The 24655-nt window shown below is 60.9% G+C and carries 17 protein-coding genes; 8 read left to right on the top strand and 9 right to left on the bottom strand.

All coding sequences use genetic code 11. From position 1 onward, the window contains the following. Positions 1-55 precede the first annotated feature (55 nt). Both queF and copI read right to left on the bottom strand, forming a co-directional pair. Positions 56-886 carry an NADPH-dependent 7-cyano-7-deazaguanine reductase QueF gene (queF, locus tag ACZ0AZ_RS26860; protein WP_463538507.1) on the bottom strand — a complete coding sequence of 277 codons (831 nt, stop codon included), beginning with the start codon at positions 884-886 and terminating at the stop codon, positions 56-58. A gap of 61 nt (positions 887-947) precedes the next feature. After that, the gene (gene copI, locus ACZ0AZ_RS26865) at positions 948-1481 is read right to left on the bottom strand and encodes a copper-resistant cuproprotein CopI (protein WP_463538508.1); all 534 of its coding nucleotides are present in this window, start codon (positions 1479-1481) and stop codon (positions 948-950) included. 166 nt (positions 1482-1647) lie between these two features. Between copI and ACZ0AZ_RS26870 the strand changes: the two genes are divergently transcribed. Together ACZ0AZ_RS26870 and ACZ0AZ_RS26875 are read left to right on the top strand one after the other, a co-directional pair. Then, complete coding sequence (locus ACZ0AZ_RS26870; protein ID WP_039760759.1) at positions 1648-2328, top strand: heavy metal response regulator transcription factor; 681 nt, start codon at positions 1648-1650, stop codon at positions 2326-2328. Continuing rightward, complete coding sequence (locus ACZ0AZ_RS26875; RefSeq protein WP_463538509.1) at positions 2328-3674, top strand: heavy metal sensor histidine kinase; 1347 nt, start codon at positions 2328-2330, stop codon at positions 3672-3674. The genes ACZ0AZ_RS26870 and ACZ0AZ_RS26875 overlap by 1 nt, the downstream gene beginning before the upstream one ends. 119 nt (positions 3675-3793) lie before the next feature. Here ACZ0AZ_RS26875 and ACZ0AZ_RS26880 read toward each other — a convergent pair whose 3' ends face one another. The 3 genes from ACZ0AZ_RS26880 to ACZ0AZ_RS26890 form a co-directional block, all read right to left on the bottom strand. Beyond that, the gene (locus ACZ0AZ_RS26880) at positions 3794-5038 is read right to left on the bottom strand and encodes a lipoprotein-releasing ABC transporter permease subunit (protein ID WP_039760762.1); all 1245 of its coding nucleotides are present in this window, start codon (positions 5036-5038) and stop codon (positions 3794-3796) included. A 63-nt stretch (positions 5039-5101) separates the two neighbouring features. Beyond that, positions 5102-5800 carry a lipoprotein-releasing ABC transporter ATP-binding protein LolD gene (gene lolD, locus ACZ0AZ_RS26885; protein WP_463538510.1) on the bottom strand — a complete coding sequence of 233 codons (699 nt, stop codon included), beginning with the start codon at positions 5798-5800 and terminating at the stop codon, positions 5102-5104. Continuing rightward, positions 5793-7043: a lipoprotein-releasing ABC transporter permease subunit gene (locus tag ACZ0AZ_RS26890; RefSeq protein WP_463538511.1), complete on the bottom strand. Its 1251-nt coding sequence runs from the start codon at positions 7041-7043 to the stop codon at positions 5793-5795. The genes lolD and ACZ0AZ_RS26890 overlap by 8 nt, the downstream gene beginning before the upstream one ends. Before the next feature lie 94 nt (positions 7044-7137). Here ACZ0AZ_RS26890 and ACZ0AZ_RS26895 point away from each other — a divergent pair, with 94 nt between their 5' ends. Together ACZ0AZ_RS26895 and ACZ0AZ_RS26900 are read left to right on the top strand one after the other, a co-directional pair. Further along, the gene (locus ACZ0AZ_RS26895) at positions 7138-7719 is read left to right on the top strand and encodes a PilZ domain-containing protein (protein WP_016775478.1); all 582 of its coding nucleotides are present in this window, start codon (positions 7138-7140) and stop codon (positions 7717-7719) included. A 14-nt stretch (positions 7720-7733) separates the two neighbouring features. Continuing rightward, positions 7734-8456: a glycerophosphodiester phosphodiesterase gene (locus tag ACZ0AZ_RS26900; RefSeq protein WP_008087738.1), complete on the top strand. Its 723-nt coding sequence runs from the start codon at positions 7734-7736 to the stop codon at positions 8454-8456. A gap of 42 nt (positions 8457-8498) precedes the next feature. Here ACZ0AZ_RS26900 and sthA read toward each other — a convergent pair whose 3' ends face one another. Further along, positions 8499-9893, bottom strand: coding sequence for a Si-specific NAD(P)(+) transhydrogenase (gene sthA, locus ACZ0AZ_RS26905; RefSeq protein WP_039760770.1), 1395 nt, complete (start codon positions 9891-9893; stop codon positions 8499-8501). Between the two features lie 201 nt (positions 9894-10094). After that, positions 10095-11141 carry an FAD:protein FMN transferase gene (locus ACZ0AZ_RS26910; protein ID WP_129999679.1) on the bottom strand — a complete coding sequence of 349 codons (1047 nt, stop codon included), beginning with the start codon at positions 11139-11141 and terminating at the stop codon, positions 10095-10097. 74 nt (positions 11142-11215) lie between these two features. Here ACZ0AZ_RS26910 and tcuC point away from each other — a divergent pair, with 74 nt between their 5' ends. After that, a complete protein-coding gene (tcuC, locus tag ACZ0AZ_RS26915; RefSeq protein WP_041477332.1) occupies positions 11216-12514 on the top strand; it encodes an MFS transporter in 1299 nt (432 codons plus the stop codon). A gap of 172 nt (positions 12515-12686) precedes the next feature. On the opposite strand, the gene ACZ0AZ_RS26920 is transcribed toward tcuC, so the two are convergent. Then, complete coding sequence (locus tag ACZ0AZ_RS26920) at positions 12687-14150, bottom strand: glyceraldehyde-3-phosphate dehydrogenase (protein ID WP_016775482.1); 1464 nt, start codon at positions 14148-14150, stop codon at positions 12687-12689. A 354-nt stretch (positions 14151-14504) separates the two neighbouring features. Here ACZ0AZ_RS26920 and mfd point away from each other — a divergent pair, with 354 nt between their 5' ends. Genes mfd through ACZ0AZ_RS26935 form a run of 3 tightly spaced genes read left to right on the top strand, consistent with a single transcriptional unit; the run spans position 14505 to position 21233 of the window. Beyond that, on the top strand, positions 14505-17954 hold the full coding sequence (gene mfd, locus ACZ0AZ_RS26925; protein WP_039760774.1) for a transcription-repair coupling factor: 3450 nt from the start codon (positions 14505-14507) through the stop codon (positions 17952-17954). Between the two features lie 10 nt (positions 17955-17964). Then, positions 17965-18531, top strand: coding sequence for a CsiV family protein (locus ACZ0AZ_RS26930; RefSeq protein ID WP_039760776.1), 567 nt, complete (start codon positions 17965-17967; stop codon positions 18529-18531). An 11-nt stretch (positions 18532-18542) separates the two neighbouring features. Then, positions 18543-21233 carry a DEAD/DEAH box helicase gene (locus ACZ0AZ_RS26935; protein ID WP_310406616.1) on the top strand — a complete coding sequence of 897 codons (2691 nt, stop codon included), beginning with the start codon at positions 18543-18545 and terminating at the stop codon, positions 21231-21233. Between the two features lie 122 nt (positions 21234-21355). Here the strand turns inward: ACZ0AZ_RS26935 and ACZ0AZ_RS26940 are convergent, their stop codons facing one another. Beyond that, the gene (locus ACZ0AZ_RS26940; RefSeq protein ID WP_463538514.1) at positions 21356-24649 is read right to left on the bottom strand and encodes a DEAD/DEAH box helicase; all 3294 of its coding nucleotides are present in this window, start codon (positions 24647-24649) and stop codon (positions 21356-21358) included. Positions 24650-24655 lie beyond the last annotated feature (6 nt).

A 24655-nucleotide genomic window follows, 5' to 3' on the forward strand; every position in this document is an offset into this window, starting at 1 on the left:
ACACCGCATTCGCGAGCAGGCTCGCTCCCACATTGGATATCGCACATTCCGGATCTTATTGACGTACGAGGCGATGATTCGGCAGCTGTACGCTTTCGGTACTGCGATACGGGTTGATATCCAACCCGCCGCGCCGAACATAGCGCGCAAATACCGTCAGTTTCTCCGGCTTCAGCAACCGCTGCAGATCAAGAAAAATCCGCTCAACGCATTGCTCATGGAAATCCGAGTGCTGGCGGAAGCTGACGATGTATTCCAGCAGGCTGGCGTGATCCAGCGCGGCGCCGCGGTATTCCACCACGACGCTGCCCCAGTCCGGCTGGCTGGTCACCGGGCAGTTGGATTTGAGCAGATGGCTGTGCACGCTCTCCTCGACCACGCGCGAACCATCGCAACGCAGTAGTTCCGGACGCGGGTGCTCGTAGTTGCTGACGCTGATATCCAGATCGTCGATGCACACGCCCGGCAACGCCACCACGCCTTCGGCTTCGACGTCCTTCAGACTGCGAACGCGAACGCCCACCGGTTTGCCGGCAGCGGCGGACAGATCCTTGACCAGCGTCGCTTCCAATGTGCTGACGTCGGCGAATGGCGTCTGGTTCAGCGAGTTCAGGTACAGCTTGAACGACTTCGACTCGATGATGTTCGGCGAGTCCGCCGGTATGCTGAATTCGGCGATCGCCACCACCGGTTTGCCCGAGGGAAGCAGCCACGAAAGCTCGAAGCAGTTCCAGAAATCCACGCCTTTATACGGCAGGGTTTCGGCGCTCAGGCCCAGCTCGGCCCATTTCGCGGTGCGCGGAATCGGGAACAGCAGGGACGGCGTGTAGGTGGCGATGTATTCGCTGGATTTGCCCAGCGGCGAATGTTCGGCTGCGGGATGCATGGCGGAAACCTGACTGAAGAATCAGCGGATTCTACCAGCCTTTGCCCGCGCCTTTGAGTGCTTACTGACTGACAGTCAGTTTGCCGACCATGCCGGCCTGATAATGCCCGGGGATATTGCAGGCAAACTCGAGCGCCGTGGCGTTGCTGAAGGTCCAGGTCAACTCGGCGGTTTTGCCCGGCTCGACCAGCACGCTGTTGGGATCGTCGTGCTTCATCCCATGGCCCATCGCTGCGTGATCCCTGCCCGCCATGTCGTGGGACATTTCTTTCATGCCGGTAGGCGTGAGCATGCCGCTCTGCTGCATCTGCAACATTTCCTGCTGGTGGCTGGCATGCATCGCCGCATCACCGAGGTTGAATTCGTGCAGCAACTGGCCTTTATTCACCAGCACAAAGCGAATGGTCTCACCGGCCTTGACCTGTATGGCTTTCGGGTCGAAGTTCATGTCGCCCATGACGATTTCGATAGTCCGCGTGGCTAGGCTCGCGGCTGCCGGCTTGCCGAACGCGAAGGCGTGCGCCGGGGTCGCCGAAACAGGCGAACTCAATGCCAGCAGACAGGCAGCTAACGTCAGGGATGTACGAAAAAACATGGTCACGCTCCAACAAGAGAAGGTTCAGCCTGTGGGAAACTCTAACCACCCCGCGCTGGCATCGACCTGACAGGCAGATTACAACTTTGTCAGCTTGGTGCTTATCGCCGGATCTCACGGTATAACGCCCTCGCCCTTCTACATACCATCCCCGCCCGAGTCGCCCATGAAACTGTTGATCGTCGAAGACCAAGCGAAAACCGGCCAATACCTGCGCCAGGGTTTGACCGAGGCCGGGTTTAATACCGAGCTGGTGGCTGACGGCATCAGTGGCCAGCAATTGGCGTTGAGCGGCGAGTACGCGCTGTTGATCCTCGATGTGATGCTGCCCGGGCGCAGTGGCTGGCAGATTCTGCAAGCGGTGCGCAGCGCCGGCCTCGCCACGCCGGTACTTTTTCTTACTGCCAAAGACGCCGTGGAGGACAGGGTTCACGGCCTCGAATTGGGCGCCGACGATTATCTGGTCAAGCCATTCGCCTTCTCCGAATTGCTCGCGCGGGTGCGCAGCCTGTTGCGGCGCGGCAGCGCAGTCGCCCAGGAAACCAGCCTGCAACTGGCCGATCTGCGCCTGGACCTGATCCGCCGCCGCGTCGAACGCAACGGCCAGCGCATAGACCTGACCGCCAAGGAATTCGCCCTGCTGGAAATGCTCCTGCGCCGTCAGGGTGAGGTCCTGCCCAAATCGCTGATCGCCTCGCAGGTTTGGGACATGAATTTTGACAGCGACACCAATGTCATCGAAGTGGCGATCCGCCGCTTGCGCCTGAAGATCGACGATGACTTTCCCAACAAGTTGATCCACACCGTGCGCGGCATGGGCTACGTGCTCGAAGAGCGTTCGCTGTGATGCGTGGTTTGTCCTTGAGCACGCGCCTGGCCCTGTTGTTTGCCGCCTGCACCACGGTGGTCTCGCTGTTCGCCGGGGTGCTGTTCGACCGCGCCAGCGAGGCGCACTTCATCGAACTTGATCAGCAACAACTGGAGACGAAACTGATCGGCCTGCGCCGCGCCTTACAGGATCTCCAACCTGCCCAGCGCGAGGCGCGGCTGGCCGATGAACTCAGCCGTCAGGCCGATCTGTCGTTGCGCATCACCAGTGGCGACGGCCGGCACTGGTATGACAGCTCGGTGCAGATTCCGAAGAATCTGCCGCTGCAAACCGGCCTGTCGACGATCAGCCATGACGGCACCGATTACCGCGTACTGCGCGCCCCACTCTATCCGGACACAGCGGATTCGCCGCAACTGACGCTGCTGCTGGACATCACCCATCACCAGCATTTCCTTGCGCGCATGCAGCATCTGATCTGGCTGACCGTCGGCCTGTCAGCGATGGCTACCGCCCTGCTCGGTGCCTGGGCCGCGCGCAGTGGTCTGCGCCCGTTGCGCCGAATGAGCGCCGTGGCTCGTGGGATTTCCGCGCAATCGCTGAATGCCCGACTGCCTGAAGAGAAGATGCCGCCAGAACTTGCCGAAATGGCCTACAGCTTCAACGCCATGCTCGCACGCCTCGACGACTCGTTTCAGCGCCTCTCGGCGTTCTCCGCCGACATTGCCCATGAGCTGCGCACACCGTTGTCGAATCTGCTGACCCACACCCAGGTCACCCTCACCCGCCCTCGGGCACTGGAGGACTACCGCGAAGCGCTGCACAGCAACCTCGAAGAACTGCAATGGATGGCGCAACTGGTCAACGACATGCTCTACCTGGCCAAGGCTGACCACGGCTTGCTGATGCCCAAGCGCGAACCACTGGAGCTGGCGGATGAGGCCGACATGCTGCTGGAGTTTTTTGCGCCATTGGCGGAAGACGCTGGCTTGAGTCTCAGCCGTGAAGGTGAGGCGCGAATCGACGGTGATCGCGGCATGTTACGCCGGGCCTTGTCGAATCTGCTGGATAACGCGCTGCGGTTCGCCCCGGCTGAGGGATACGTTCGCTTGAGCATCGTCGACGAGGCGAAAGCCGTGCGCGTCTGCGTCGAGAACAGTGGTGAGGGGATTTCAGCGCAGGTGCTGCCACGTTTGTTCGACCGCTTCTATCGAGCGGATCCGGCGCGGCAGGAAGGTAGCAGTGAACATGCGGGGTTGGGGCTGGCGATTACTCAGTCGATCGTGCGGGCACATGGCGGGACGATTCATTGCGAATCTGAGGCGGGTTGGACGCGGTTTGTAATCGAGTTGCCTCGGACCTGATCGTTCCCACGCTCTGCGTGGGAATGCAGCCCGGGACGCTCCGCGTCCCTTCAAGAGCCGAACGCAGAGCGTCCGTTGAGGCATTCCCACGCAGAGCGTGGAAACGAGCATGGAGTCGCTTACGAATATCTCAACGCATGCGCCGGTTCGATCTTCGCCGCCCGCCACGCCGGATACACCGTCGCCAGAAAGCTCAGAATGAACCCCGCCGAGCAGATCAACAGCACATCCCCACCCTGCAGTTCCGAGGGCAGATTGCTGACGAAATACACGTCCGAACTGAAGATATGCTGCCCGCTGACTCGCTCGATCCAGCCCACGATCTGACTGACATTCAGCGCGGCAATCACGCCCAGCACGCCGCCAATGATGGTGCCGACAATACCGATCACCGTGCCCTGAACCATGAAGATCGCCATGATCTGGCGTGGCGTGGCGCCGATCGTGCGCAGGATCGCGATGTCGGCGCCCTTATCGTTCACCACCATGATCAGCGTCGCGATGATGTTGAACGCCGCCACCGCGACGATCATCAGCAACAGCAGGCCGATCATGGTTTTTTCCATCTTCATCGCGCTGAACAGGCTGCCTTGGGTGTGGGTCCAGTCGTCAGCCTTGAAGTCGGCACCGAGGCCACCGGCAATGTCTGCGGACACCTTTGGCGCGGCGTACAGATCCTTGACCGCCAGGCGCACGCTCTGCACCTGATTCGGCTGCCAGTGCTGCATGGTCGCGGCGTCGGCGACGTGGATCAGGCCCATCGAGCCGTCCAGCTCGGCGCCGACCTTGAACACGCCCACCACATTCAGGCGCTGCATGCGCGGGGTGATACCGCCCGGCGCGGTGCTGACTTCCGGGACGATCAGGGTGATCTTGTCGCCGACATTGAGGCGGAAACGCCGCGCAGTGATTTCACCAATCACCACACCGAATTCGCCCGGCTTCAAGGCATCGAGACGACCCTGGACGATATGCTGGGCAACGATCGACACCTTGCCTTCCTGCGCCGGATCAACGCCGCTGATCTGGATCGGCTGCATCGAACCCTTGTAGGACAGCATGCCTTCCATCTCGGTGAACGGCACGGCGGCGGTCACTTCGGGATTTTTCATCGCGGCAGCGGCCACCGGCTGCCAGTCGTCGATCGGCTTGACGCCAACGATGGTCGCATGGGGCACCATGCCGAGGATGCGCGAGCTCATTTCGCGCTGGAAGCCATTCATCACCGACAGCACCACGATCATTGCCAGCACGCCGAGGGCGAGGCCGATCATCGAGGTCATCGAAATGAACGAAACAAAGCGATTGCGGCGCTTGGCGCGGGTATAGCGCGTGCCGATAAAGATCGATAACGGTCTGAACATTCGCTGGGGCACCGTATAGAAATAAAAGACCCGGCGCCGTTACGAGCGCCGGGTTTCAGCCAGTCAGATGGGAGTCAGGCAGCCTTCCTGCAGCTGCAGGACGCGGTCCATCTGGCGAGCCAGGTTCATGTCATGCGTCACCACCAGGAACGCCGTGCGCATCGACGTGCTCAGCTCCAGCATCAGGTCCTGAATGCCTTCGGCGGTGTGCAGGTCGAGGTTGCCGGTTGGCTCATCGAGCATCACCAGCCCCGGGTTGTTGACCAGGGCGCGGGCGATGGCCACGCGCTGACGTTCACCACCGGACAGCTCGGCCGGTTTGTGTTCCAGACGATGGCCAAGCCCGACGCGATCCAGCAATGCCGTGGCTCGCTGACGCGCCTCCGGGATGGCGGTCTTGCCGATCAACAACGGCATGCAGACGTTTTCCAGTGCGGTGAATTCCGGCAGCAAGTGGTGAAACTGGTACACGAAACCGAGGGCGCGGTTGCGCAGCAGGCCACGCTTCTTCTCGCTCAATGCCGACAGTTCTTCACCGTCGAGCCAGACGCTGCCCTTGCTCGGCGTATCGAGACCACCGAGCAGGTTGAGCAAGGTACTTTTGCCGGAACCGGATTTACCCACGATCGCCACACGCTCGCCCGGGTGCAACTCCAGTTGCAGCCCGGCCAGCACTTGTACCGACTCAGGGCCCTCCTCGTAGGATTTGCCCAGGTTACGGCAGCTCAGAATTGCTTGTTCACTCATGCCCGACTCACTCATAACGTAACGCCTCCGCCGGCTGGGTGCGCGCAGCACGCCAGGCGGGATACAGGGTGGCGAGGAAACTCAGGACCAACGCAGCGGCGCAGACCATGACGACGTCCTGGCTCTGTACCTGCGAAGGAAGATAATCAATGAAATACACGTCAGCATTAAGGAACTTGTGGCCGATCAGCCCTTCAAGCGCCGAAATGGCCGCACTGACATTCAGTGCCGCGAGGATCCCGACCACCGCGCCGATGGCCGTGCCGACCACCCCGATCACCGTGCCCTGCACCATGAACGTGCGCATGATCGTGCCCGGGGTCGCGCCGAGGGTGCGCAGAATGGCGATGTCGCCTTTCTTGTCGTTCACCACCATCACCAGCGTGGAAATGATGTTGAACGCGGCGACGGCGACGATCAGCAGCAACAGCAGCCCGATCATGGCTTTTTCCATGCGGATCGCCTGATACAGGTTGCCGTGGGTGCGGGTCCAGTCGCGGGCGTAGTAATGATCTTCGCCGAGCTGCTGGGCAATGTTCCACGCCTCGCGCGGGGCCTGGAATAGATCGTCGAACTTCAGCCGCAGGCCCTGCACCTGATCGGCTTTCCAGCGGTGCATTTTCGCCAGATCCTGCAGATTGGTCACGCCGAGGTAGCCGTCGAGCTCACCGGCGCCGACATGGAAAATCCCGACCACGGTGAAGCGCTTCATGCGCGGGAACATCCCGGCCGGGGTCACGCTAACCTCGGGCGCAACGAAAGTAACCTTGTCGCCGATGCCGACGCCGAGCTTGGTCGCCGCCTTGTCGCCGATGACGATGCCGAAGCTGCCCGGTGTCAGTTCGTCGAGTTTGCCCTGCTTCATGAAGTTGTCGATGATCGACACATTGCGCTCGAGCGCAGGATCAATGGCATTGAGCAACACCTTGGAAACCTGACCGTTGTTGGTCAGCAGGCCCTGCATCTGGGTGAACGGCGCCACCGCCGTCACCTGCCGGTTCTGCCTGACCTTGTCGGCCAGGCTCTGCCAGTCATTGATCGGCTCGCCGGTCTCGAGAGTAGCGTGGGGCACCATGCCCAGCACGCGGGTGCGCATCTCATGGTCGAAGCCGTTCATCACCGACAGCACGACGATCATCACGACCACGCCAAGGGCGAGCCCGATCATCGAAGTCAGGGAAATGAATGACACAAAATGATTGCGACGCTTTGCACGGGTATAACGCGTGCCGATAAATACGAAGAGAGGTCTGAACATGTCGGGGCTTGTTCGGAGGGAAAAGGAACGTCCTTGTGGCGGGGGTCGAAAACCAGCTTTACACTCAGACCACCGCCGCTACCATGGGTTCGCCATGTCGACATTAGATGAAGAAGATCGCCGCGAATACTACCGTATCGAGGACACGATCGCACTGGAAATTCGGCCCCTGTCCGCTCCCGAAGCCGCAGGTCAGGAAGTGTTGCAGGATGCTTCCCCACTCTTCAACCTGCTCAGCGAACTGCACCTGAGCGAATTCGAGTCCCAGCACCTGTTGCGGCAGATCAGCGAGCGCGACCGCGCCATCGCCGCGTTCCTCAAATCGCAGAACAAACGCATCGACCTGCTCAGCCAGGTGATTGCCCTGACCGTGCTCGGCCACATCGGCGAGCCGCAGCCGGTGATCATCTCCGAGGGCGGGATCGACTTTCAGTACCCGACCCCGATTGCCACTGGCGCACACCTGTCGGTGAAACTGGTGCTGATGCCGCAGGCACTCGGCCTGCTGCTGCGTGCCCGGGTCACCCATTGCGATCCCAAGGGCGATGGCTATGACGTCGGCACCGAGTTCGAGCGTCCGACCGATGCCCAGCGCCAATTGCTCGCGCGCTACATCTTGCAAAAGCAGGCTCAGGAACGCCGTCTGGCCCGCGAACAGAACGAATCTGGCATTTAACTTAAGGAAGCACCGTGACCCTCATCTACGGCCACCGCGGCGCCAAGGGCGAAGCACCGGAAAACACCCTGAGCAGCTTTCAGGAATGCCTCAAGCACGGCGTGCGCCGCTGCGAACTGGATTTGCACCTGTCCAAGGACGGCGAGCTGATGGTCATCCATGACCCGACCCTCAAGCGCACCACCGACCGTCGCGGCAAAGTCGTCGAGCACACCGCCGCCGAACTGGTGACCTACGACGCACGCAAGGGCGGCCCGGGCTGGATCAAGCCGTGCCCGATTCCAACGCTGGAAGAGTTGTTCGAGCAATGTGATTTCGAGCACTGGCAGCTGGAAGTCAAAAGCGCTTCACGCACCCGCGCGGCGACTACCGTGCTGGCGATTCGGGAAATGGCTCAGCGCCACGGCCTGCTCGACAAGGTGACGATCACCTCGAGTTCGCGGGAAGTCTTGAAGGCAGCGCTGGATCTGGTACCGGACGTATCCCGTGGCCTGGTGGCCGAATACGCTTGGCTCGATCCGTTGAAGGTGGCGGCCAGCTACGGCTGCGAAATTCTCGCGCTGAACTGGACGCTGTGTACGCCGGAACGCCTGCAGAAGGCGCAGCGTCAGGGCCTGCATGTGTCGGTGTGGACCGTCAACGAGCCTGCACTGATGCGCAGGCTCGCCGACTTCGGCGTTGACAGCCTGATTACAGACTTTCCCGGTTTGGCCACTGCCACCCTTGAGAATTGCTGAAATCGGTCTCCCCGGCCGGCTCAGGCCACCGGCCGGAGCCTGTCAAAAAAGCCGGTTGAGGCCGTCGTACGCCGCTACCCGATAGGCTTCGGCCATGGTCGGGTAGTTGAACGTCGTGTTGACGAAATACTTCAGGGTGTTCAGCTCGCCCGGCTGGTTCATGATCGCCTGACCGATGTGAACGATCTCCGACGCCTGATAACCGAAGCAGTGCACGCCGAGCACTTCCAGCGTTTCGCGGTGGAAGAGAATCTTCAGCATGCCCTGCGGCTCGCCGGCGATCTGCGCCCGCGCCATGCTCTTGAAGAAGGCCTTGCCGACTTCGTACGGCACCTTGGCCTGAGTCAACTCCTGCTCGTTCTTGCCGATCGAGCTGATCTCCGGAATGGTGTAGATGCCGGTCGGCACGTCATTGACGAAGCGCCAACTGCCATTGTCGACGATACTGCCGGCGGCGGAACGACCCTGGTCGTGGGCGGCACTGGCCAGGCTTGGCCAGCCGATCACGTCACCGGCGCCGTAGATGTTCTCTATGCAGGTGCGGTAGTTCTGGTCGACTTCGATCTGGCCACGGCTGTTGACCTTGACCCCGATGTTTTCCAGACCCAGCGTGTCGGTGTTGCCGGTACGGCCGTTGCACCAGAGCAAGGCGTCGGCCTTGATCTTCTTGCCGGATTTCAGGTGCAGGATCACGCCGTTGTCCACGCCTTCCACGCGGTCGTACTCTTCGTTATGACGCACGGTGATGTTGTTGTTGCTGAAGTGGTAGCTCAACGCCTGGGAAATTTCCGAGTCGAGGAAGCTCAGCAACTGGCCACGGTTGTCGACCAGTTCGACCAGCACACCCAGACCACTGAAGATCGACGCGTATTCGCAACCGATCACACCAGCGCCGTAAACGATCAGTTTGCGCGGGGTATGGCCGAGGCTGAGGATGGTGTCGCTATCGTAGATACGCGGGTGGTGGAAATCGATGTCCGCCGGGCGATACGGACGCGAACCGGTAGCGATGATGATGTGCTTGGCCACAAGCTTCTCGACCACGCCGTTGCCGCAGACAACTTCGATGGTTTGCTCGTCGGCGAAGCTGCCGGTACCGAAGAACACGTCAACGCGGTTACGGGCGTAGTAGCCGGTGCGCGATGCGACTTGTTTGGAAATGACTTTTTCGGCGCTTTTCAACACGTCCGGAAAGGAGAACCAGCGTGGCTCGCCGATCGCGCGGAACATCGGGTTGGTGTTGAACTGCATGATCTGCCGCACCGAGTGACGCAGTGCCTTGGACGGGATGGTGCCGAGGTGGGTGCAGTTGCCGCCGACCTGACGACGGCTGTCGACCATCGCGACCTTGCGCCCCGCTTTGGCGGCGTTCATTGCCGCGCCTTCTCCCGCCGGGCCGGAACCCAGTACCACCACGTCGTAGTTGTAGACAGCCATGCGTACTCCTCAGAACAGGCCGCGGTGCCAGCAGCACCGGCGGCTAAATCACGCCGAACGGCGGCGCGAAGGAACAATTGGGGGCCAGTAGAGAACCCGGACACAGTCTATAGAAGCGTCAACGCCGCGCACATTAACCCTTGGTCGCGTCGTAGGCTACTTTTGCCTGCACTACAACGCCAGCTTTCGTCTTGTCTTCGGTCAGTTTTTTTCACCGACAAGCTGCGTAAATGCCTGACTGCTGCGGGTGACGAAACCTGTATCGGCACGCAAGACAAAGAATGCAGCAATGTCATGCTCTTGGGCATAGTCCCGCGCCCTTTCCGGCCCAAGAATCAGCAACAGCGTCGATAGTCCATCGGCCATCAACGCTGAAGGATGAATCACTGTGACTGACGCCAGGTCGTGTAGGACAGGTCGCCCGCTGCGTGCATCGAAAGTGTGGGAATAACGCCGCCCGTTCTGCAGAAAATAGTAGCGATAGTCACCGGAGGTGGATACGCCGTAGCCATCGACAGCAATGACGCGCTCGGCCACTTGCTGGTCATCGCGAGGCTCTTCGAGAGCGATGCGCCACGCTGAGCCATCCGGCTTTTTGCCACGGGCTTTGAGTTCGCCCGTGGCTTCAACCAGATAATTGTCGATGCCCATGCCCTGCAATCTGGCGGCGATGGCATCCACGGCGTAGCCGGCGGCAATGCTGTTGAAGTCGACTTCGACGGCGGCGTCCTTGCACAACCGCTCGCCATCAATGCGCAGATGCTGATGGCCGACCCGCCGCATGACCTCGGCCACAGCGGCCGCATCAGGGATCTTTTCTTCGCGTCCTTGCGGGCCGAATCCCCAGAGGTCCAGCAGTGGTTCCACGGTCAGGTCGTAGGAGCCTTCGCTTTGCGTTGAAAGCTGTTCGCCGATGCGGACCAATTCGAGCACCGCTGCCGGCATGGCTTGGCAGCTATCGGCGGGCAAGGCGTTGAAACGCTGGATGGCGGAGTCACTGCGGTAAGTCGACAGCTGTTGATCGACGTCGCCGAGGATGCGCTCCACTTCACCGCGCACTTGCGCAGGATCGGCAACATCGGCGTGGCGCACGTACTTGACCGACCAGGTGCTGCCCATGGTCGAGCCGCCGACCTGTTCCAGGGAATCGCCGTTGCCGCAGCCGACCAAAGCCGCCGCCAAGACCACAAGCCCCCACCAGCGTCCAGTTAACAATTCTTCATCTCCCCGCAAAACCACGGCGGCCATTATGAACTACAAGCGCCCGCTCGCTTCCCCATGGCTGCAACGCCTTTATACAAATTGAACAGTGAGTACCTCCCATGTCCTCCACCACGGGCAAAGGCAAAGCGATCTTTCGCGTTGTCAGCGGCAACTTCCTCGAAATGTTCGACTTCATGGTCTACGGCTTCTATGCCACGGCTATCGCCAAAACCTTCTTCCCCACCGACAGCGCGTTTGCTTCGCTGATGCTGTCATTGGCGACCTTCGGCGCCGGTTTCCTGATGCGCCCGCTAGGGGCGATTTTCCTCGGTGCCTATATCGACCGTCACGGACGGCGTAAAGGCCTGATCATCACGTTGGCGATGATGGCCGCCGGTACGGTGCTGATTGCCTGCGTGCCCGGCTACGCGACGCTCGGTGTCGCCGCGCCGCTGCTGGTGTTGTTCGGCCGTTTGCTGCAAGGCTTCTCGGCAGGCGTGGAACTGGGCGGTGTGTCGGTGTATCTGGCGGAGATTTCAACGCCGGGTCGCAAAGGCTTCTTCGTCAGTTGGCAGTCGGCCAGCCAACAGGCAGCCGTGGTGTTCGCCGGTTTGCTCGGCGTTGGCCTTAATCACTGGCTGAGTCCGGAGCAAATGGGCGAATGGGGCTGGCGCGTGCCGTTCCTGATCGGCTGCATGATCGTGCCGGTAATTTTTTTCATCCGTCGCTCGCTGGAAGAAACCCCGGAATTCCAGGCGCGCACCCACCGCCCTACCCTCGGCGAGATCGTCCGCTCGATCGGCCAGAACTTCGGCATCGTCATCGCCGGCATGGCGCTGGTGGTGATGACCACGGTGTCGTTCTACCTGATCACCGCCTACACACCGACGTTCGGCAAGGCCGAGCTGCACCTGTCTGACCTCGATGCGCTGCTGGTGACCGTATGCATCGGCTTGTCGAACTTCTTCTGGCTGCCGGTGATGGGCGCTGTTTCCGACAAGATCGGCCGAAAACCCCTGCTGCTGGCAGCGACGATTCTGGCGATCCTCACGGCGTATCCGGCACTGTCGTGGCTGGTGGCGAATCCGAGCTTCAGCCATTTGCTGATTGTCGAATTGTGGCTGTCGTTCCTCTATGGCTCGTACAACGGCGCGATGGTGGTGGCGCTGACCGAGATCATGCCGGTGGAAGTGCGCACGACCGGTTTCTCGCTGGCCTACAGCCTGGCGACGGCGACGTTCGGCGGCTTTACGCCGGCGGCGTGTACCTATCTGATTCATGTGCTGGACAACAAGGCAGCGCCGGGGATCTGGCTCAGTGGCGCGGCGGTACTGGGGTTGATTGCGACACTGGTGTTGTTCCGTGGCAACCGGCATGAGTTGCGCACCGCGCAAGCTTCGGTAGCCAGCGGCGCCTGACAGAATGCTTTCGCGAGCAGGCTCGCTCCCACAGAAGATCTGTGAACGACACTGATCCAGTGTGGGAGCGAGCCTGCTCGCGAAGAGGCCGGCAAGCACATCGAAGACTCAACAGGCCCACATACAAAAACGCCCCGACAAATGCCGGGGCGTTTTCATTCAAGCCTGAGGCTTAGCGCGGGAACGCTGGCGGATTCACATCAGCCATGTCTTCCATTACGCGAACCACCTGGCAGCTGTAGCCGAACTCGTTGTCGTACCAAACGTACAGAACGACGCGGTTATCCTGCACGATGGTCGCTTCAGCATCGACCACACCAGCGTGACGCGAGCCGACGAAGTCGGTCGACACCACTTCCTGCGAATTGACGAAGTCGATCTGCTTGTGCAGCTCGGAGTGCAGCGCCATGTAGCGCAGGTACTCGTTCATCTCTTCACGGGTGGCGGCTTTCTCAAGGTTGAGGTTGAGAATGGCCATCGACACGTTTGGCGTCGGAACGCGGATCGCGTTACCGGTCAGCTTGCCGGCCAGCTCAGGCAGAGCCTTGGCAGCAGCGGTGGCGGCGCCGGTCTCGGTGATCACCATGTTCAGCGCGGCGCTGCGACCACGGCGATCGCCCTTGTGGAAGTTGTCGATCAGGTTCTGGTCGTTGGTGTACGAGTGAACGGTTTCAACGTGACCATTGATGATGCCGAACTTGTCGTTGACCGCTTTGAGCACCGGCACGATGGCGTTGGTGGTGCAGGAAGCAGCCGAGACGATCTTGTCGTCAGCGGTGATTTCACCGTGGTTGATGCCGTGAACGATGTTCTTCAGCTTGCCCTTGCCAGGCGCGGTCAGAACAACGCGGTCGATGCCCGGGCAGGCCAGGTGCTGACCGAGGCCATCGGCGTCACGCCATACACCGGTGTTGTCCACCAGCAGCGCGTCTTTGATGCCGTACTGGGTGTAATCCACCTCGGTCGGGTTCTTCGCGTAGATCACCTGGATCAGGTTACCGTTGGCGGTGATGGTGTTGTTTTCTTCGTCGATGGTAATGGTGCCGTTGAACGAACCGTGTACCGAATCGCGACGCAGCAGGCTGGCGCGCTTGGTCAGGTCGTTCTCGGCGCCTTTGCGCACGACGATGGCACGCAGACGCAGGCCGTCGCCACCACCGGTTTTCTCGATCAGGATGCGCGCCAGCAGACGGCCGATACGACCGAAGCCGTACAGAACAACGTCAGTGCCTTTGCGGGCCGAAGCGTTCTGCTGGCCAACCACGTCAGCCATCTCTTCGCGCACGAACTGCTCGGCGCTGCGGCCGTTGCCTTCATTGCGGAATTTGAACGCCAGCTTGCCCAGATCCACCGACGCCGCGCCGAGCTTGAGCTCGCTCATGGCCTTGAGCAGTGGGAATGTTTCGTGGACGGAGAGTTCGCTGTCGTCGGAAGAACGGTGGCGAGCAAAGCGGTGAGCTTTGAGAATCGCGATGACAGACTGGTTGATCAGGCTGCGGCCATAGATCGAGCTAACCACGTTGTTATTGCGGTAGAGCTGACCGATAAGCGGGATCATCGCTTCTGCGAGTGCTTCACGGTCGATCCATTCACCAAGACACTGGTCGGGCTTCTGAGTCACGGTAACCTTCCACATGTAGGGGCAGAAAAAAGGGGCTACATTATGCCGCCGACAAGCCCTTTCAGCAATGCGCGCTTGTCGCGCAATCGGTAACAAAATCCCGTTCAAAAAATTTACGCCCTTCTCCAGCCCAGTAAAACCGGGGCTTTCAGCGCAGTCAATTTTTCGACGAGTGTTAGACGATGTCTGTAACCCTCCGTAACACCGCCCGGTTTCGGCACTACATAACCACGAAAAAAGTGCTCGTTTTTATGGTTACCACTACATTTCGTCCAAACCCTGAAGATAGACGCAGTCTGCAACTGACAGGCGGCACCGGAGGCCGCTACAATTACCGACTTTGTCGCAACGCCTGGAGCTCAACCTTCCGTGCCTGTTCTGCGTCTACCGCTACTCCCTGCCGAAGCAGGTAAACAGCACTGGGGCAATCTGCCCGGTGCCGCCCTCAGCCTGGCGATTGCCGAGGCTGCCAGCGCTGCCAAGCGCTTTACCCTGCTGCTGACCGCCGACAGCCAAAGTGCCGAACGGCTGGAACAGGAGCTGAGTTTCTTCGCCCCGGATTTGCCCGTACTGCATTTCCCCGACTGGGAAACCCTGCCCTACGACCTGTTCTCGCCGCACCAGGACATCATCTCCCAGCGCATCGCCAGCCTGTATCGCCTGCCGGAACTGGCCCACGGCGTGCTGGTGGTACCGATCACCACCGCCCTGCATCGCCTGGCGCCGACGAAATTCCTTCTCGGCAGCAGCCTGGTGCTGGATATCGGCCAGAAGCTCGACGTTGAACTGATGCGCGCACGGCTCGAAGCCAGCGGCTATCGCTATGTCGACACGGTGTATGAGCACGGCGAGTTCACTGTGCGCGGCGCGCTGATCGACCTGTTTCCGATGGGCAGCAAACTGCCCTATCGCATCGACCTGTTTGATGACGAGATCGAAACCCTGCGCACCTTCGATCCGGAAACCCAGCGTTCGATCGACAAGGTCGAGTCGGTCAAGCTGCTGCCGGCGCGCGAGTTTCCGTTGCAGAAAGACGCGGTGACCCGCTTCAAGGCGCGTTTCCGTGAGCGCTTCGACGTCGACTTCCGCCGCTGCCCGATCTTTCAGGATTTGAGCAGCGGCATCACCCCGGCCGGTATCGAGTACTACCTGCCGCTGTTCTTCGACGAAACTTCGACGCTGTTCGATTACCTGCCCCAGGACACTCAGGTGTTCTCGCTGCCGGGCATCGAGCAGGCGGCAGAAAACTTCTGGAACGACGTGCGCAATCGTTACGAAGAACGCCGCGTCGATCCTTCGCGTCCTTTATTGCCACCGGCGGAACTGTTCCTGCCGGTGGAAGACTGCTTTGCGCGCCTGAAGAACTGGCCACGGGTTGTTGCCAGTCAACAGGACGTTGAAAGTGGCGTCGGCCGCGAGCGCTTCCCGGCCCATGCGCTGCCGGATCTGGCCATCGAGGCCAAGGCCACGCAACCGCTGGCGGCGCTGGCCGGCTTCCTCGAAGAATTCCCCGGTCGCGTGCTGTTCACCGCTGAATCGGCGGGTCGTCGCGAAGTCCTGCTGGAACTTCTGGAACGCCTGAAGCTGCGGCCAAAAACCGTCGACAGCTGGCCGGACTTCGTTGCCAGCAAGGATCGTCTGGCGATCACCATCGCCCCGCTCGACGAGGGTCTGGTACTCGACGATCCGGCGCTGGCGCTGGTGGCGGAAAGTCCGCTGTTCGGCCAACGAGTGATGCAACGTCGCCGCCGCGAGAAGCGCAGCGACGTCAGCAACGATGCGGTGATCAAGAACCTCACCGAGCTGCGCGAAGGCGCGCCGGTGGTGCATATCGACCACGGTGTCGGCCGCTATCTGGGCCTGACGATTCTGGAAATCGATAATCAGGCCGCCGAATTCCTCACCCTCGAATACGCCGAGAACGCCAAGCTCTACGTGCCGGTCGCCAACCTGCACCTGATCGCGCGTTACACCGGCAGCGACGATTCGCTCGCGCCGCTGCACCGCCTCGGTTCGGAAACCTGGCAGAAAGCCAAGCGCAAAGCCGCCGAACAGGTGCGTGACGTCGCCGCCGAATTGCTCGACATTTATGCCCGTCGCGCCGCCCGCGAAGGTTATGCCTTCGCCGATCCGAAGGCCGATTACGCCACCTTCAGCGCCGGTTTCCCGTTCGAAGAAACACCCGATCAGCAAGCGACCATCGAGGCCGTGCGCGAAGACATGCTCGCGCCGAAACCGATGGATCGCCTGGTCTGCGGCGACGTCGGCTTCGGCAAGACCGAAGTGGCCATGCGCGCCGCGTTCATCGCCGTGCACGGCGGTCGTCAGGTGGCGATTCTGGTGCCGACCACCCTGCTCGCCCAGCAGCACTACAACAGTTTCCGCGACCGCTTCGCCGACTGGCCGGTGACGGTCGAAGTGATGAGTCGCTTCAAGTCGGCCAAGGAAGTCAACGCGGCGATCGCCGATCTGGCGGAAGGCAAGATCGACATCGTCATCGGCACGCACAAGCTGCTGTCCGACGACGTGAAGATCAAAAACCTCGGGCTGGTGATCATCGATGAAGAACACCGCTTTGGCGTACGCCAGAAAGAGCAGCTCAAGGCCCTGCGCAGCGAAGTCGACATTCTGACTCTGACCGCGACGCCGATTCCGCGCACGCTGAACATGGCGGTGTCGGGCATGCGCGACCTGTCGATCATCGCCACGCCGCCAGCGCGACGCCTATCGGTTCGCACCTTCGTAATGGAACAGAACAAGAGCACGGTCAAGGAAGCCCTGCTGCGTGAATTGCTGCGTGGCGGTCAGGTTTACTACCTGCACAACGATGTGAAGACCATCGAGAAATGCGCCGCCGACCTCGCCGAACTGGTGCCGGAAGCGCGCATCGGTATCGGCCACGGGCAGATGCGCGAACGTGAACTCGAACAGGTGATGAGCGACTTCTACCACAAGCGCTTCAACGTGCTGATCGCCTCGACCATCATCGAGACCGGCATCGACGTGCCGAGCGCCAACACCATCATCATCGAGCGCGCCGACAAGTTCGGCCTGGCCCAGCTGCACCAGTTGCGTGGTCGTGTCGGCCGCAGTCACCACCAGGCTTACGCCTACCTGCTGACGCCGCCGCGCCAGCAGATCACTTCGGACGCGGAAAAGCGTCTGGAGGCGATCGCCAATACCCAGGACCTCGGCGCCGGTTTCGTGCTGGCGACCAACGACCTGGAAATCCGTGGCGCCGGCGAACTGCTGGGCGATGGTCAGAGCGGACAGATTCAGGCTGTCGGTTTCACCCTGTACATGGAAATGCTCGAGCGCGCGGTGAAGTCGATCCGCAAGGGCGAGCAGCCGAACCTCGATCAACCGCTTGGCGGCGGCCCGGAGGTCAACCTGCGGGTGCCGGCGCTGATTCCGGAAGATTATCTGCCGGATGTGCATGCACGGCTGATTCTGTATAAACGCATCGCCTCGGCCACCGACGAGGAAGGCCTCAAGGATCTGCAGGTCGAGATGATCGACCGTTTCGGTCTGTTGCCGGAACCGACCAAAAACCTGGTGCGGATCACCGCGCTGAAACTGCAGGCGGAAAAGCTTGGCATCAAGAAAGTCGACGGCGGGCCGCAAGGCGGGCGTATCGAGTTCGAAGCGCAGACACCGGTTGACCCGATGACCCTGATCAAGCTGATCCAGACGCAGCCCAAGCGCTACAAGTTCGAAGGCGCGACGATGTTCAAATTCCAGGTGCCGATGGAGCGCCCGGAAGAACGTTTCAATACTGTCGAGGCGCTGTTTGAGCGCCTCATCCCGAAATCCGCTTGAAGGACGCCCGATGCGCCTGTTCCGCTCCCTGACTTTGTTGCTCGCACTTGCGGCACCGACGGCGTTTGCCGATGACACCTATCAGGTCGAAATGATTCTGGTGCGCCAGAATGCCGTCCCGGCCATCGCCAGCCGCGCCGCCCCGGAAGACTGGGCCGCTGGTGCCCAGCGTTTGGGCGACGACAGCCAGCGCACGCCTGCGCTGAATGATGTAGTGAGCAAACTCACCGCCAGCGGCGAGTACACCGTGCTGATGCACAAAGCCTGGCAGCAGAGCCTCGGCGAAGCGCCGGCGAAAGTCGCGGTCAGTGAGGGTCAGGAGCAGTTCGGCCAGTTCCCTATCGAGGGCACGCTGGAAATGAAACTCGGCCGCTTCACCGACGTGACTGCCGATTTCTGGGTCAATCAGATCGACGCCAATGGCCTGGTCACCGCCAGTGAGCGCCTGCGCCAGGACAGCCACACCAAGAACGGCCAGCTCAACTACCTCGACAACGGCCACCTGGCGCTGCTGATCAAGATCACTTCCCTCACCGCACCAGCGCCGCGTGAAGCGCCTGAAGTCGTGCCGGACTGACCGAAGTCCTTATGCCGCCGCCCCTGAGCAAACCGCTGGCCCCGTCGTGGGTCAGCCGATTCAAAGAACAGAGTCTGGAGCGCGGCCGCCGCTACGCTCTGGAGAATCGGGTGCGCATCGCCCAGGTCGGCGATGCGACCATCACCGCCAGTTGCGAAGGTTCTGGCGGTAGCGTTTACCGGCAGACCATCCATTTGCGCGAATCAGCCAAAGCGACGCTGTTGCTGGTTGACGCCACCTGCACCTGCCCGGTGCGCAGCAACTGCAAACACTGCGCAGCGGTGCTGCTGAAAATCCAGGAAACCCTCGACTACCCCGCCGCCGCGAAAGACGCCGAGCTGCTGGAGAAACTCCAGGCCGTGCTGGAAAACCGCAGCCCGAAAGCGCCACCGCAAGTGCTGGTGGACAATGTGCAGCCGGTGCCGCGCCTGTGGCTGGCGAGCGTCGAGTTCAGCGCCTTCGAGCCGCGCAACGGCAAGATGCAACGCTACATTCAGCATCGCGCGGCGCTGTCGTTCAGCTATCTGGACGAATACGTCAGCGGGCAAAAACACAGCGATATCCTGATCCGTCAGGAAGCGCAGACCCTGCGGATAAAACGCCACCCGGATGTCGAACAGTCCTACCGCGAACAGTTACGCATCCTCGGCTTCCGCATCGCCACAAGGCAGAGCAAAGCGCTGCCAGAAAGCGCCGGCGAACTCTACGAGATGGTCAACGACAGCGCCTGGCTGACCTTCACTCTGAATGACTTGCCGAAGTTGCGCAGCCAGGGCTGGGAGTTACAGATCGATGAAGAATTCGGCTTCGACCTGACTGCCGTCGATGACTGGTACGCCACGGTCGAGCAGGCGCCGGAGCGCGACTGGTTCGATCTGGAACTGGGCATCATCGTCAACGGCGAGCGCCTGAGCCTGCTGCCGATTCTGCTGAATCTGATGCGCTCGCACACCGAGATCCTCAACCCGGAACGCCTCGCCCGGCGTCGCGATGACGAGCTGATTCTGGTCAACATTCCGCAACGCACCAGTGAGCACGGGCCGTTGCAGGTTGCTTTGCCGCTGGGTCGCTTGAAGCCGGTATTGATGACGCTGGGCGAGTTTTATCTTCAGGAGCCGGGCGAAACAACGCTGCGCCTGAGCAAGGCTGACGCCACCCGGCTCAATTCGTTGGAAGGCCTGCCGCTGTTGTGGGAGGGCGGCGAGCAGATGCGCACCTTCGCTCAGCGCCTGCGCGACATCCGCGATTTCAGCGCCGAAGCACCGCAAGGCTTGAACGCGACGCTGCGCCCGTATCAGCTTGAAGGCTTGAGCTGGATGCAATCGCTGCGGCAACTGGAAGTCGGCGGGATTCTTGCGGATGACATGGGCCTGGGCAAAACCTTACAAACCCTGGCGCATATTCTCAGCGAGAAGAACGCCGGACGCCTCGATCGTCCGTGCATGGTAGTGATGCCGACCAGCCTGATTCCGAACTGGCTCGACGAGGCGGCGCACTTCACTCCGCAGTTGAAAGTGCTCGCGCTATATGGCGCCGCGCGCAAGAAACACTTCGACAATCTGGCCGATTTCGACCTGATCCTCACCACCTATGCCCTGCTGCCTAAAGACGTCGAACGCTTGGCCAAACAGCCGCTGCACGTTTTAGTGCTCGACGAAGCGCAGTACATCAAGAATCCCAACAGCAAAGCCGCCCAGGCCGCGCGCGAGCTGAATGCGCGCCAGCGCCTGTGCCTCAGCGGCACGCCGCTGGAAAACCACTTGGGCGAGCTGTGGTCGCTGTTCCACTTCCTGCTGCCGGGCTGGCTCGGCGACGTGAAAAGCTTCAATGCCGATTACCGTGTGCCGATCGAAAAGCGCGGTAGCGAAGTCAGACTGCAGCACCTCAACGGTCGGATAAAACCGTTTCTGCTGCGTCGGACCAAAGAGCAGGTCGCCACGGAGCTGCCGCCGAAAACCGAAATCATCCATTGGGTCGAACTCAACGAAGCACAGCGCGACGTGTACGAGACCATGCGCCTGGCGATGGACAAGAAAGTCCGTGATGAGATCACTCGCAAAGGCGTGGCACGCAGTCAGATCATCATTCTCGAAGCATTGCTCAAGCTGCGCCAGGTCTGCTGCGATCTGCGCTTGGTCAACGACGCCACCCTGCCCGCGCGCGGCAGCACTTCGGGCAAGCTCGACAGCCTGATGGAAATGCTTGAGGAGTTGTTCGAGGAAGGCCGGCGGATTCTGCTGTTCTCGCAATTCACTTCGATGCTGACATTGATCGAAGAGGAATTGAAAAAACGCAAGATCGCTTACGCCCTTCTCACTGGCCAGACCCGTGACCGGCGCACACCAGTGAAGGAATTCCAGAGCGGCACGCGTCAGATCTTTCTGATCAGCCTGAAGGCCGGTGGCGTCGGTTTGAACCTGACCGAAGCCGATACGGTGATTCACTACGACCCGTGGTGGAACCCGGCAACCGAGAATCAGGCGACGGACCGCGCCTATCGCATCGGTCAGGAAAAACCGGTGTTCGTCTACAAAATGATTGCCCGGGGCACGGTGGAAGAGAAAATTCAGCACCTGCAAAAGGAAAAGTCTGACCTGGCAGCGGGCGTGCTGGATGGGCGCAAGGCCGGGGACTGGAAGTTGCAGAGCGATGATATTGAAGCGCTGTTTGCGCCGTTGCCGGACAAGATCGACAAGCGCTGAAATCGGCGTCGCTGGTTAGATAGCTATCGCGAGCAGGCTCACTCCCACACGATCCAGATTCACTGAAGATCAAATGTGGGAGCGAGCCTGCTCGCGAATGGCCACACCGCGATTCAAACCCTTCAACCTCTGGAAACCGGCAACGGCGCAAACAGCGCCTCGATATCACTCTGTTCCAGTTTGAATCCGCCCGTCGTACCACCCTCAAGCACCGCCCCGGCCAGCGCCGCTTTCTCCTGCTGCAACGCCTGGATCTTCTCTTCGACGGTGCCTTTGGCAATCAACTTGTAGACGAACACCGGATTGTTCTGCCCGATCCGGTACGCCCGATCAGTCGCCTGATTCTCCACCGCCGGGTTCCACCAAGGATCGAAGTGAATCACCGTGTCCGCCGCCGTCAGGTTCAGACCAGTGCCCCCGGCCTTAAGGCTGATGAGGAACAACGGCACCTTGCCGCTCTGAAAATCCTTCACCGGCGTGCGCCGATCGGTGGTGTCGCCGGTCAGCAACGAGTAGCCAAGCCCGCGTTGCTGCAACTCCTGCTCGATCAGCGCCAGCATCGAGGTGAACTGGGAAAACAGCAGAATGCGCCGACCTTCGCCGAGCAGTTCTTCGAGCATCTCCATCAGGCTGATCAACTTGCCGCTGCCCGAGCGCAACGCCTTCGCCGTGAGCGGCATGTTGACCAGGCGCAGATCGCAGCAGACCTGACGTAGCTTGAGCAGCGCATCGAGGATGATGATCTGACTGCGCGCCACGCCACTGCGGGCGATTTCGTCGCGGACCTTTTTGTCCATCGCCACACGCACCGTCTCATAGACGTCGCGCTGACCATCGCTGAGTTCGACCCAGTGGATGATTTCGGTTTTCGGCGGCAACTCGGTGGCGACCTGATCCTTCTTGCGCCGCAGCAAAAACGGCTTGATCCGCGCAGTCAGGTGCTGCATGCGCTGGACATTGCCGTGCTTCTCGATCGGCGTGCGGTAATCGCGGTTAAAGGATTTGCTGTCGCCGAGCCAGCCGGGCATGAGGAAATGGAACTGCGACCACAGCTCACCGAGGTGGTTTTCCAGCGGCGTACCGCTCAGACACAAGCGCTGACGGGCCTGCAAGTCACGGGCGGCTTGGGCGGCTTTGCTCAGCGGGTTCTTGATGTTCTGCGCTTCGTCGAGAATCAGCACGCTCCACGACTGCGGCTGCAACGTCTCCAGGTCCCTGGGCAGCAATGCGTAAGTGGTCAGCACCAAGTCGTATTCGGCGAGATTGGCGAAGTCTTTTTGCCGCCCGGTGCCGTGCAGCGCCAGGACTTTCAACTGCGGCGTGAAGCGCTCGGCCTCGTCGAGCCAGTTGGGAATCAGGCTGGTCGGCATCACCGCCAGTGCCGGACAGTCCAGACGCCCGGCGTGTTTTTCCGTGAGCAGATGCGCCAGGGTCTGCAGGGTTTTACCCAGGCCCATGTCATCGCCCAGAATGCCGCCGACCTCTAGCTCGCGCAGCGTCTGCATCCAGTTCAGGCCTTCGAGCTGATACGGGCGCAGCTGCGCATTGAGGCCGGCCGGCGCAGCAACCTGGGCGTGATTGGAATTCTGCAGACGCTTGGCAAAAGTGCGCAGGCGTTCGCCGCCCTGCCAATCCAGCGGCACACCATCGAGCATGCTCAGACGCGCGGCGTCTGGAGCGGTCAAGCGCAGCGCATCGCCCTGATGACCGCCGAGATACAACTCACCCAGCGTCGCCATCAACGGTTTGACCCGACTGAGCGGCAACGCGACCTTGGCGCCCGCCGGTTCGCCAAAACCGCTGGGCTTGAGCTCGATCAGGAGTTTTTCATCATCGCTGCGCTCCGCCAGATTGACCGGGTCAAGCAAGCGCGGCTGGGTCCGCAACAGGTGCAGAAGAATCGGCAGCAAGCTGTAGCGCTCGCCGTTGACGACGATACCCAACTGCAGATCAAACCACTGATGCGTGGCCTCTTCTTCGACCTCGGCGTACCACTGTTCAACCGGTTGTACATCGAAATGGAAACCGGGACTGATCTCGATTTTCCAATCTGCGGCGCGCAGCGTGGCCAGCCCTTCGTGCATGAACCCGAGCCAGGCGGAATCATCCGGCAGGGTAAACATCTCGCCAGGACGATCCATTGCACTCTTGCGCGTGGCTTTCTTGAAGCCATGTTTTTGCAGGTTCTGGCGCAGCTTCTTTTCCAGCGCAGGCTGGCGTTGAATACGCTGGGTCTCTGTGCCGCTGAGGATCATCACCTCCGGGTTGCGATCCACCGCCGGATGACCGTTGTAGGTAAACAGCAGAGCGGCGCGGTGCTCCAGCACATATTCCCAGCGCGAACGTTCCCGACCGCTGACCAGGGTCAGTTGCGGCTGCGGCAGCACGTCATCGATGATCCGTTCGGTGAGCTTGTGCGGTGGCGCAATTTGGGTCGCCGCGCTCATGCGATGGCTGAACTGCATGGCCTGACGCGCCGGAATGTCTGGCGCCAGGGTCAAATGGCAGGCGAGCTTTTCTTCCAGCTCAGTGAACAGCGGGCCAACCTGGCGCTGCTGGCGATCAAGATAATAAAGCGGCTCCAGCGCCAGCACGGTTTCCTGCGCGGCTTCGGCACTGCTCCATTGCGCGCGGAATCCGCCGTCAGCCTGCTCGGCCCAAGAGAACTGACCCACGCGTTTCGCCCCCGGTGTCAGCGCTCGCAGGTCTTCGAAGTCGAGGAACAGCCGCGAGGTGCGCAGGAGCATGTCCAGCAATTCGGCGCCACTGCTGCCTTCCAGCGGATAGCCGCTGTAATAGGCGTGATGGGAATGCATGGCGACCAACAGCCGGGCGATGCGCAGATCCAGCTCGGACAGGTAGCCGGGCTGGCGCATGAGCATTTCCGCGAGCGAGTACATCGGTTTGACTTCGCGTAACTCGCCGCTCTTGAGCTGGTAGACCTTGAAAATATCCAGCAGCCACTTGCCGTTCGCAGACGTCGGTTTGAGCTTGTAAAACAGACGCGTGCCTGCGGTTTGCGCACTTTCTTCAGCGGGCTTGGCCGGCACGGGAATTGTCGAAAGCCAATGCTCGAGCGCTCGTCCCAACGGGGTCTGTGCGTCACTTCCAGACGCATCCTCGCCAGTGCCCAGCAGGTGATAGAGCACCGCTGCGCTGTGCTTGCAGTCGATTGCAACAGGACAGCTGCACAGGCAACGCAGGTTTATCGATCCCAGCCGATCTTCGGACAGATAAATGCTTTGCTCATACGCCTGAAGTTGCGAACCGACGCAGAATGCCTCGATCTTCCTGTCATCGATCTCGAGGATCTCGACCCGATCATCGGCGGCATAAGCCCGGGCCTTGACCAACGCCTTGCTACTGAATGCGTGGGTCCATGTCAGCCCTTTGAGCCGCTCGATGAAAATGCTCATGGACAG

It is taken from the genome of Pseudomonas sp. AC239 (assembly GCF_979258545.1).

Bases quoted from the DNA above. Each gene is read 5' to 3' on its own strand.
- queF (WP_463538507.1), bottom strand. From the start codon at position 886: ATGCATCCCGCAGCCGAACATTCGCCGCTGGGCAAATCCAGCGAATAC.
- copI (WP_463538508.1), bottom strand. From the start codon at position 1,481: ATGTTTTTTCGTACATCCCTGACGTTAGCTGCCTGTCTGCTGGCATTG.
- ACZ0AZ_RS26870 (WP_039760759.1), top strand. From the start codon at position 1,648: ATGAAACTGTTGATCGTCGAAGACCAAGCGAAAACCGGCCAATACCTG.
- ACZ0AZ_RS26875 (WP_463538509.1), top strand. From the start codon at position 2,328: ATGCGTGGTTTGTCCTTGAGCACGCGCCTGGCCCTGTTGTTTGCCGCC.
- ACZ0AZ_RS26880 (WP_039760762.1), bottom strand. From the start codon at position 5,038: ATGTTCAGACCGTTATCGATCTTTATCGGCACGCGCTATACCCGCGCC.
- lolD (WP_463538510.1), bottom strand. From the start codon at position 5,800: ATGAGTGAGTCGGGCATGAGTGAACAAGCAATTCTGAGCTGCCGTAAC.
- ACZ0AZ_RS26890 (WP_463538511.1), bottom strand. From the start codon at position 7,043: ATGTTCAGACCTCTCTTCGTATTTATCGGCACGCGTTATACCCGTGCA.
- ACZ0AZ_RS26895 (WP_016775478.1), top strand. From the start codon at position 7,138: ATGTCGACATTAGATGAAGAAGATCGCCGCGAATACTACCGTATCGAG.
- sthA (WP_039760770.1), bottom strand. From the start codon at position 9,893: ATGGCTGTCTACAACTACGACGTGGTGGTACTGGGTTCCGGCCCGGCG.
- ACZ0AZ_RS26910 (WP_129999679.1), bottom strand. From the start codon at position 11,141: ATGGCCGCCGTGGTTTTGCGGGGAGATGAAGAATTGTTAACTGGACGC.
- tcuC (WP_041477332.1), top strand. From the start codon at position 11,216: ATGTCCTCCACCACGGGCAAAGGCAAAGCGATCTTTCGCGTTGTCAGC.
- ACZ0AZ_RS26920 (WP_016775482.1), bottom strand. From the start codon at position 14,150: ATGTGGAAGGTTACCGTGACTCAGAAGCCCGACCAGTGTCTTGGTGAA.
- ACZ0AZ_RS26930 (WP_039760776.1), top strand. From the start codon at position 17,965: ATGCGCCTGTTCCGCTCCCTGACTTTGTTGCTCGCACTTGCGGCACCG.
- ACZ0AZ_RS26935 (WP_310406616.1), top strand. From the start codon at position 18,543: ATGCCGCCGCCCCTGAGCAAACCGCTGGCCCCGTCGTGGGTCAGCCGA.
- ACZ0AZ_RS26940 (WP_463538514.1), bottom strand. From the start codon at position 24,649: ATGAGCATTTTCATCGAGCGGCTCAAAGGGCTGACATGGACCCACGCA.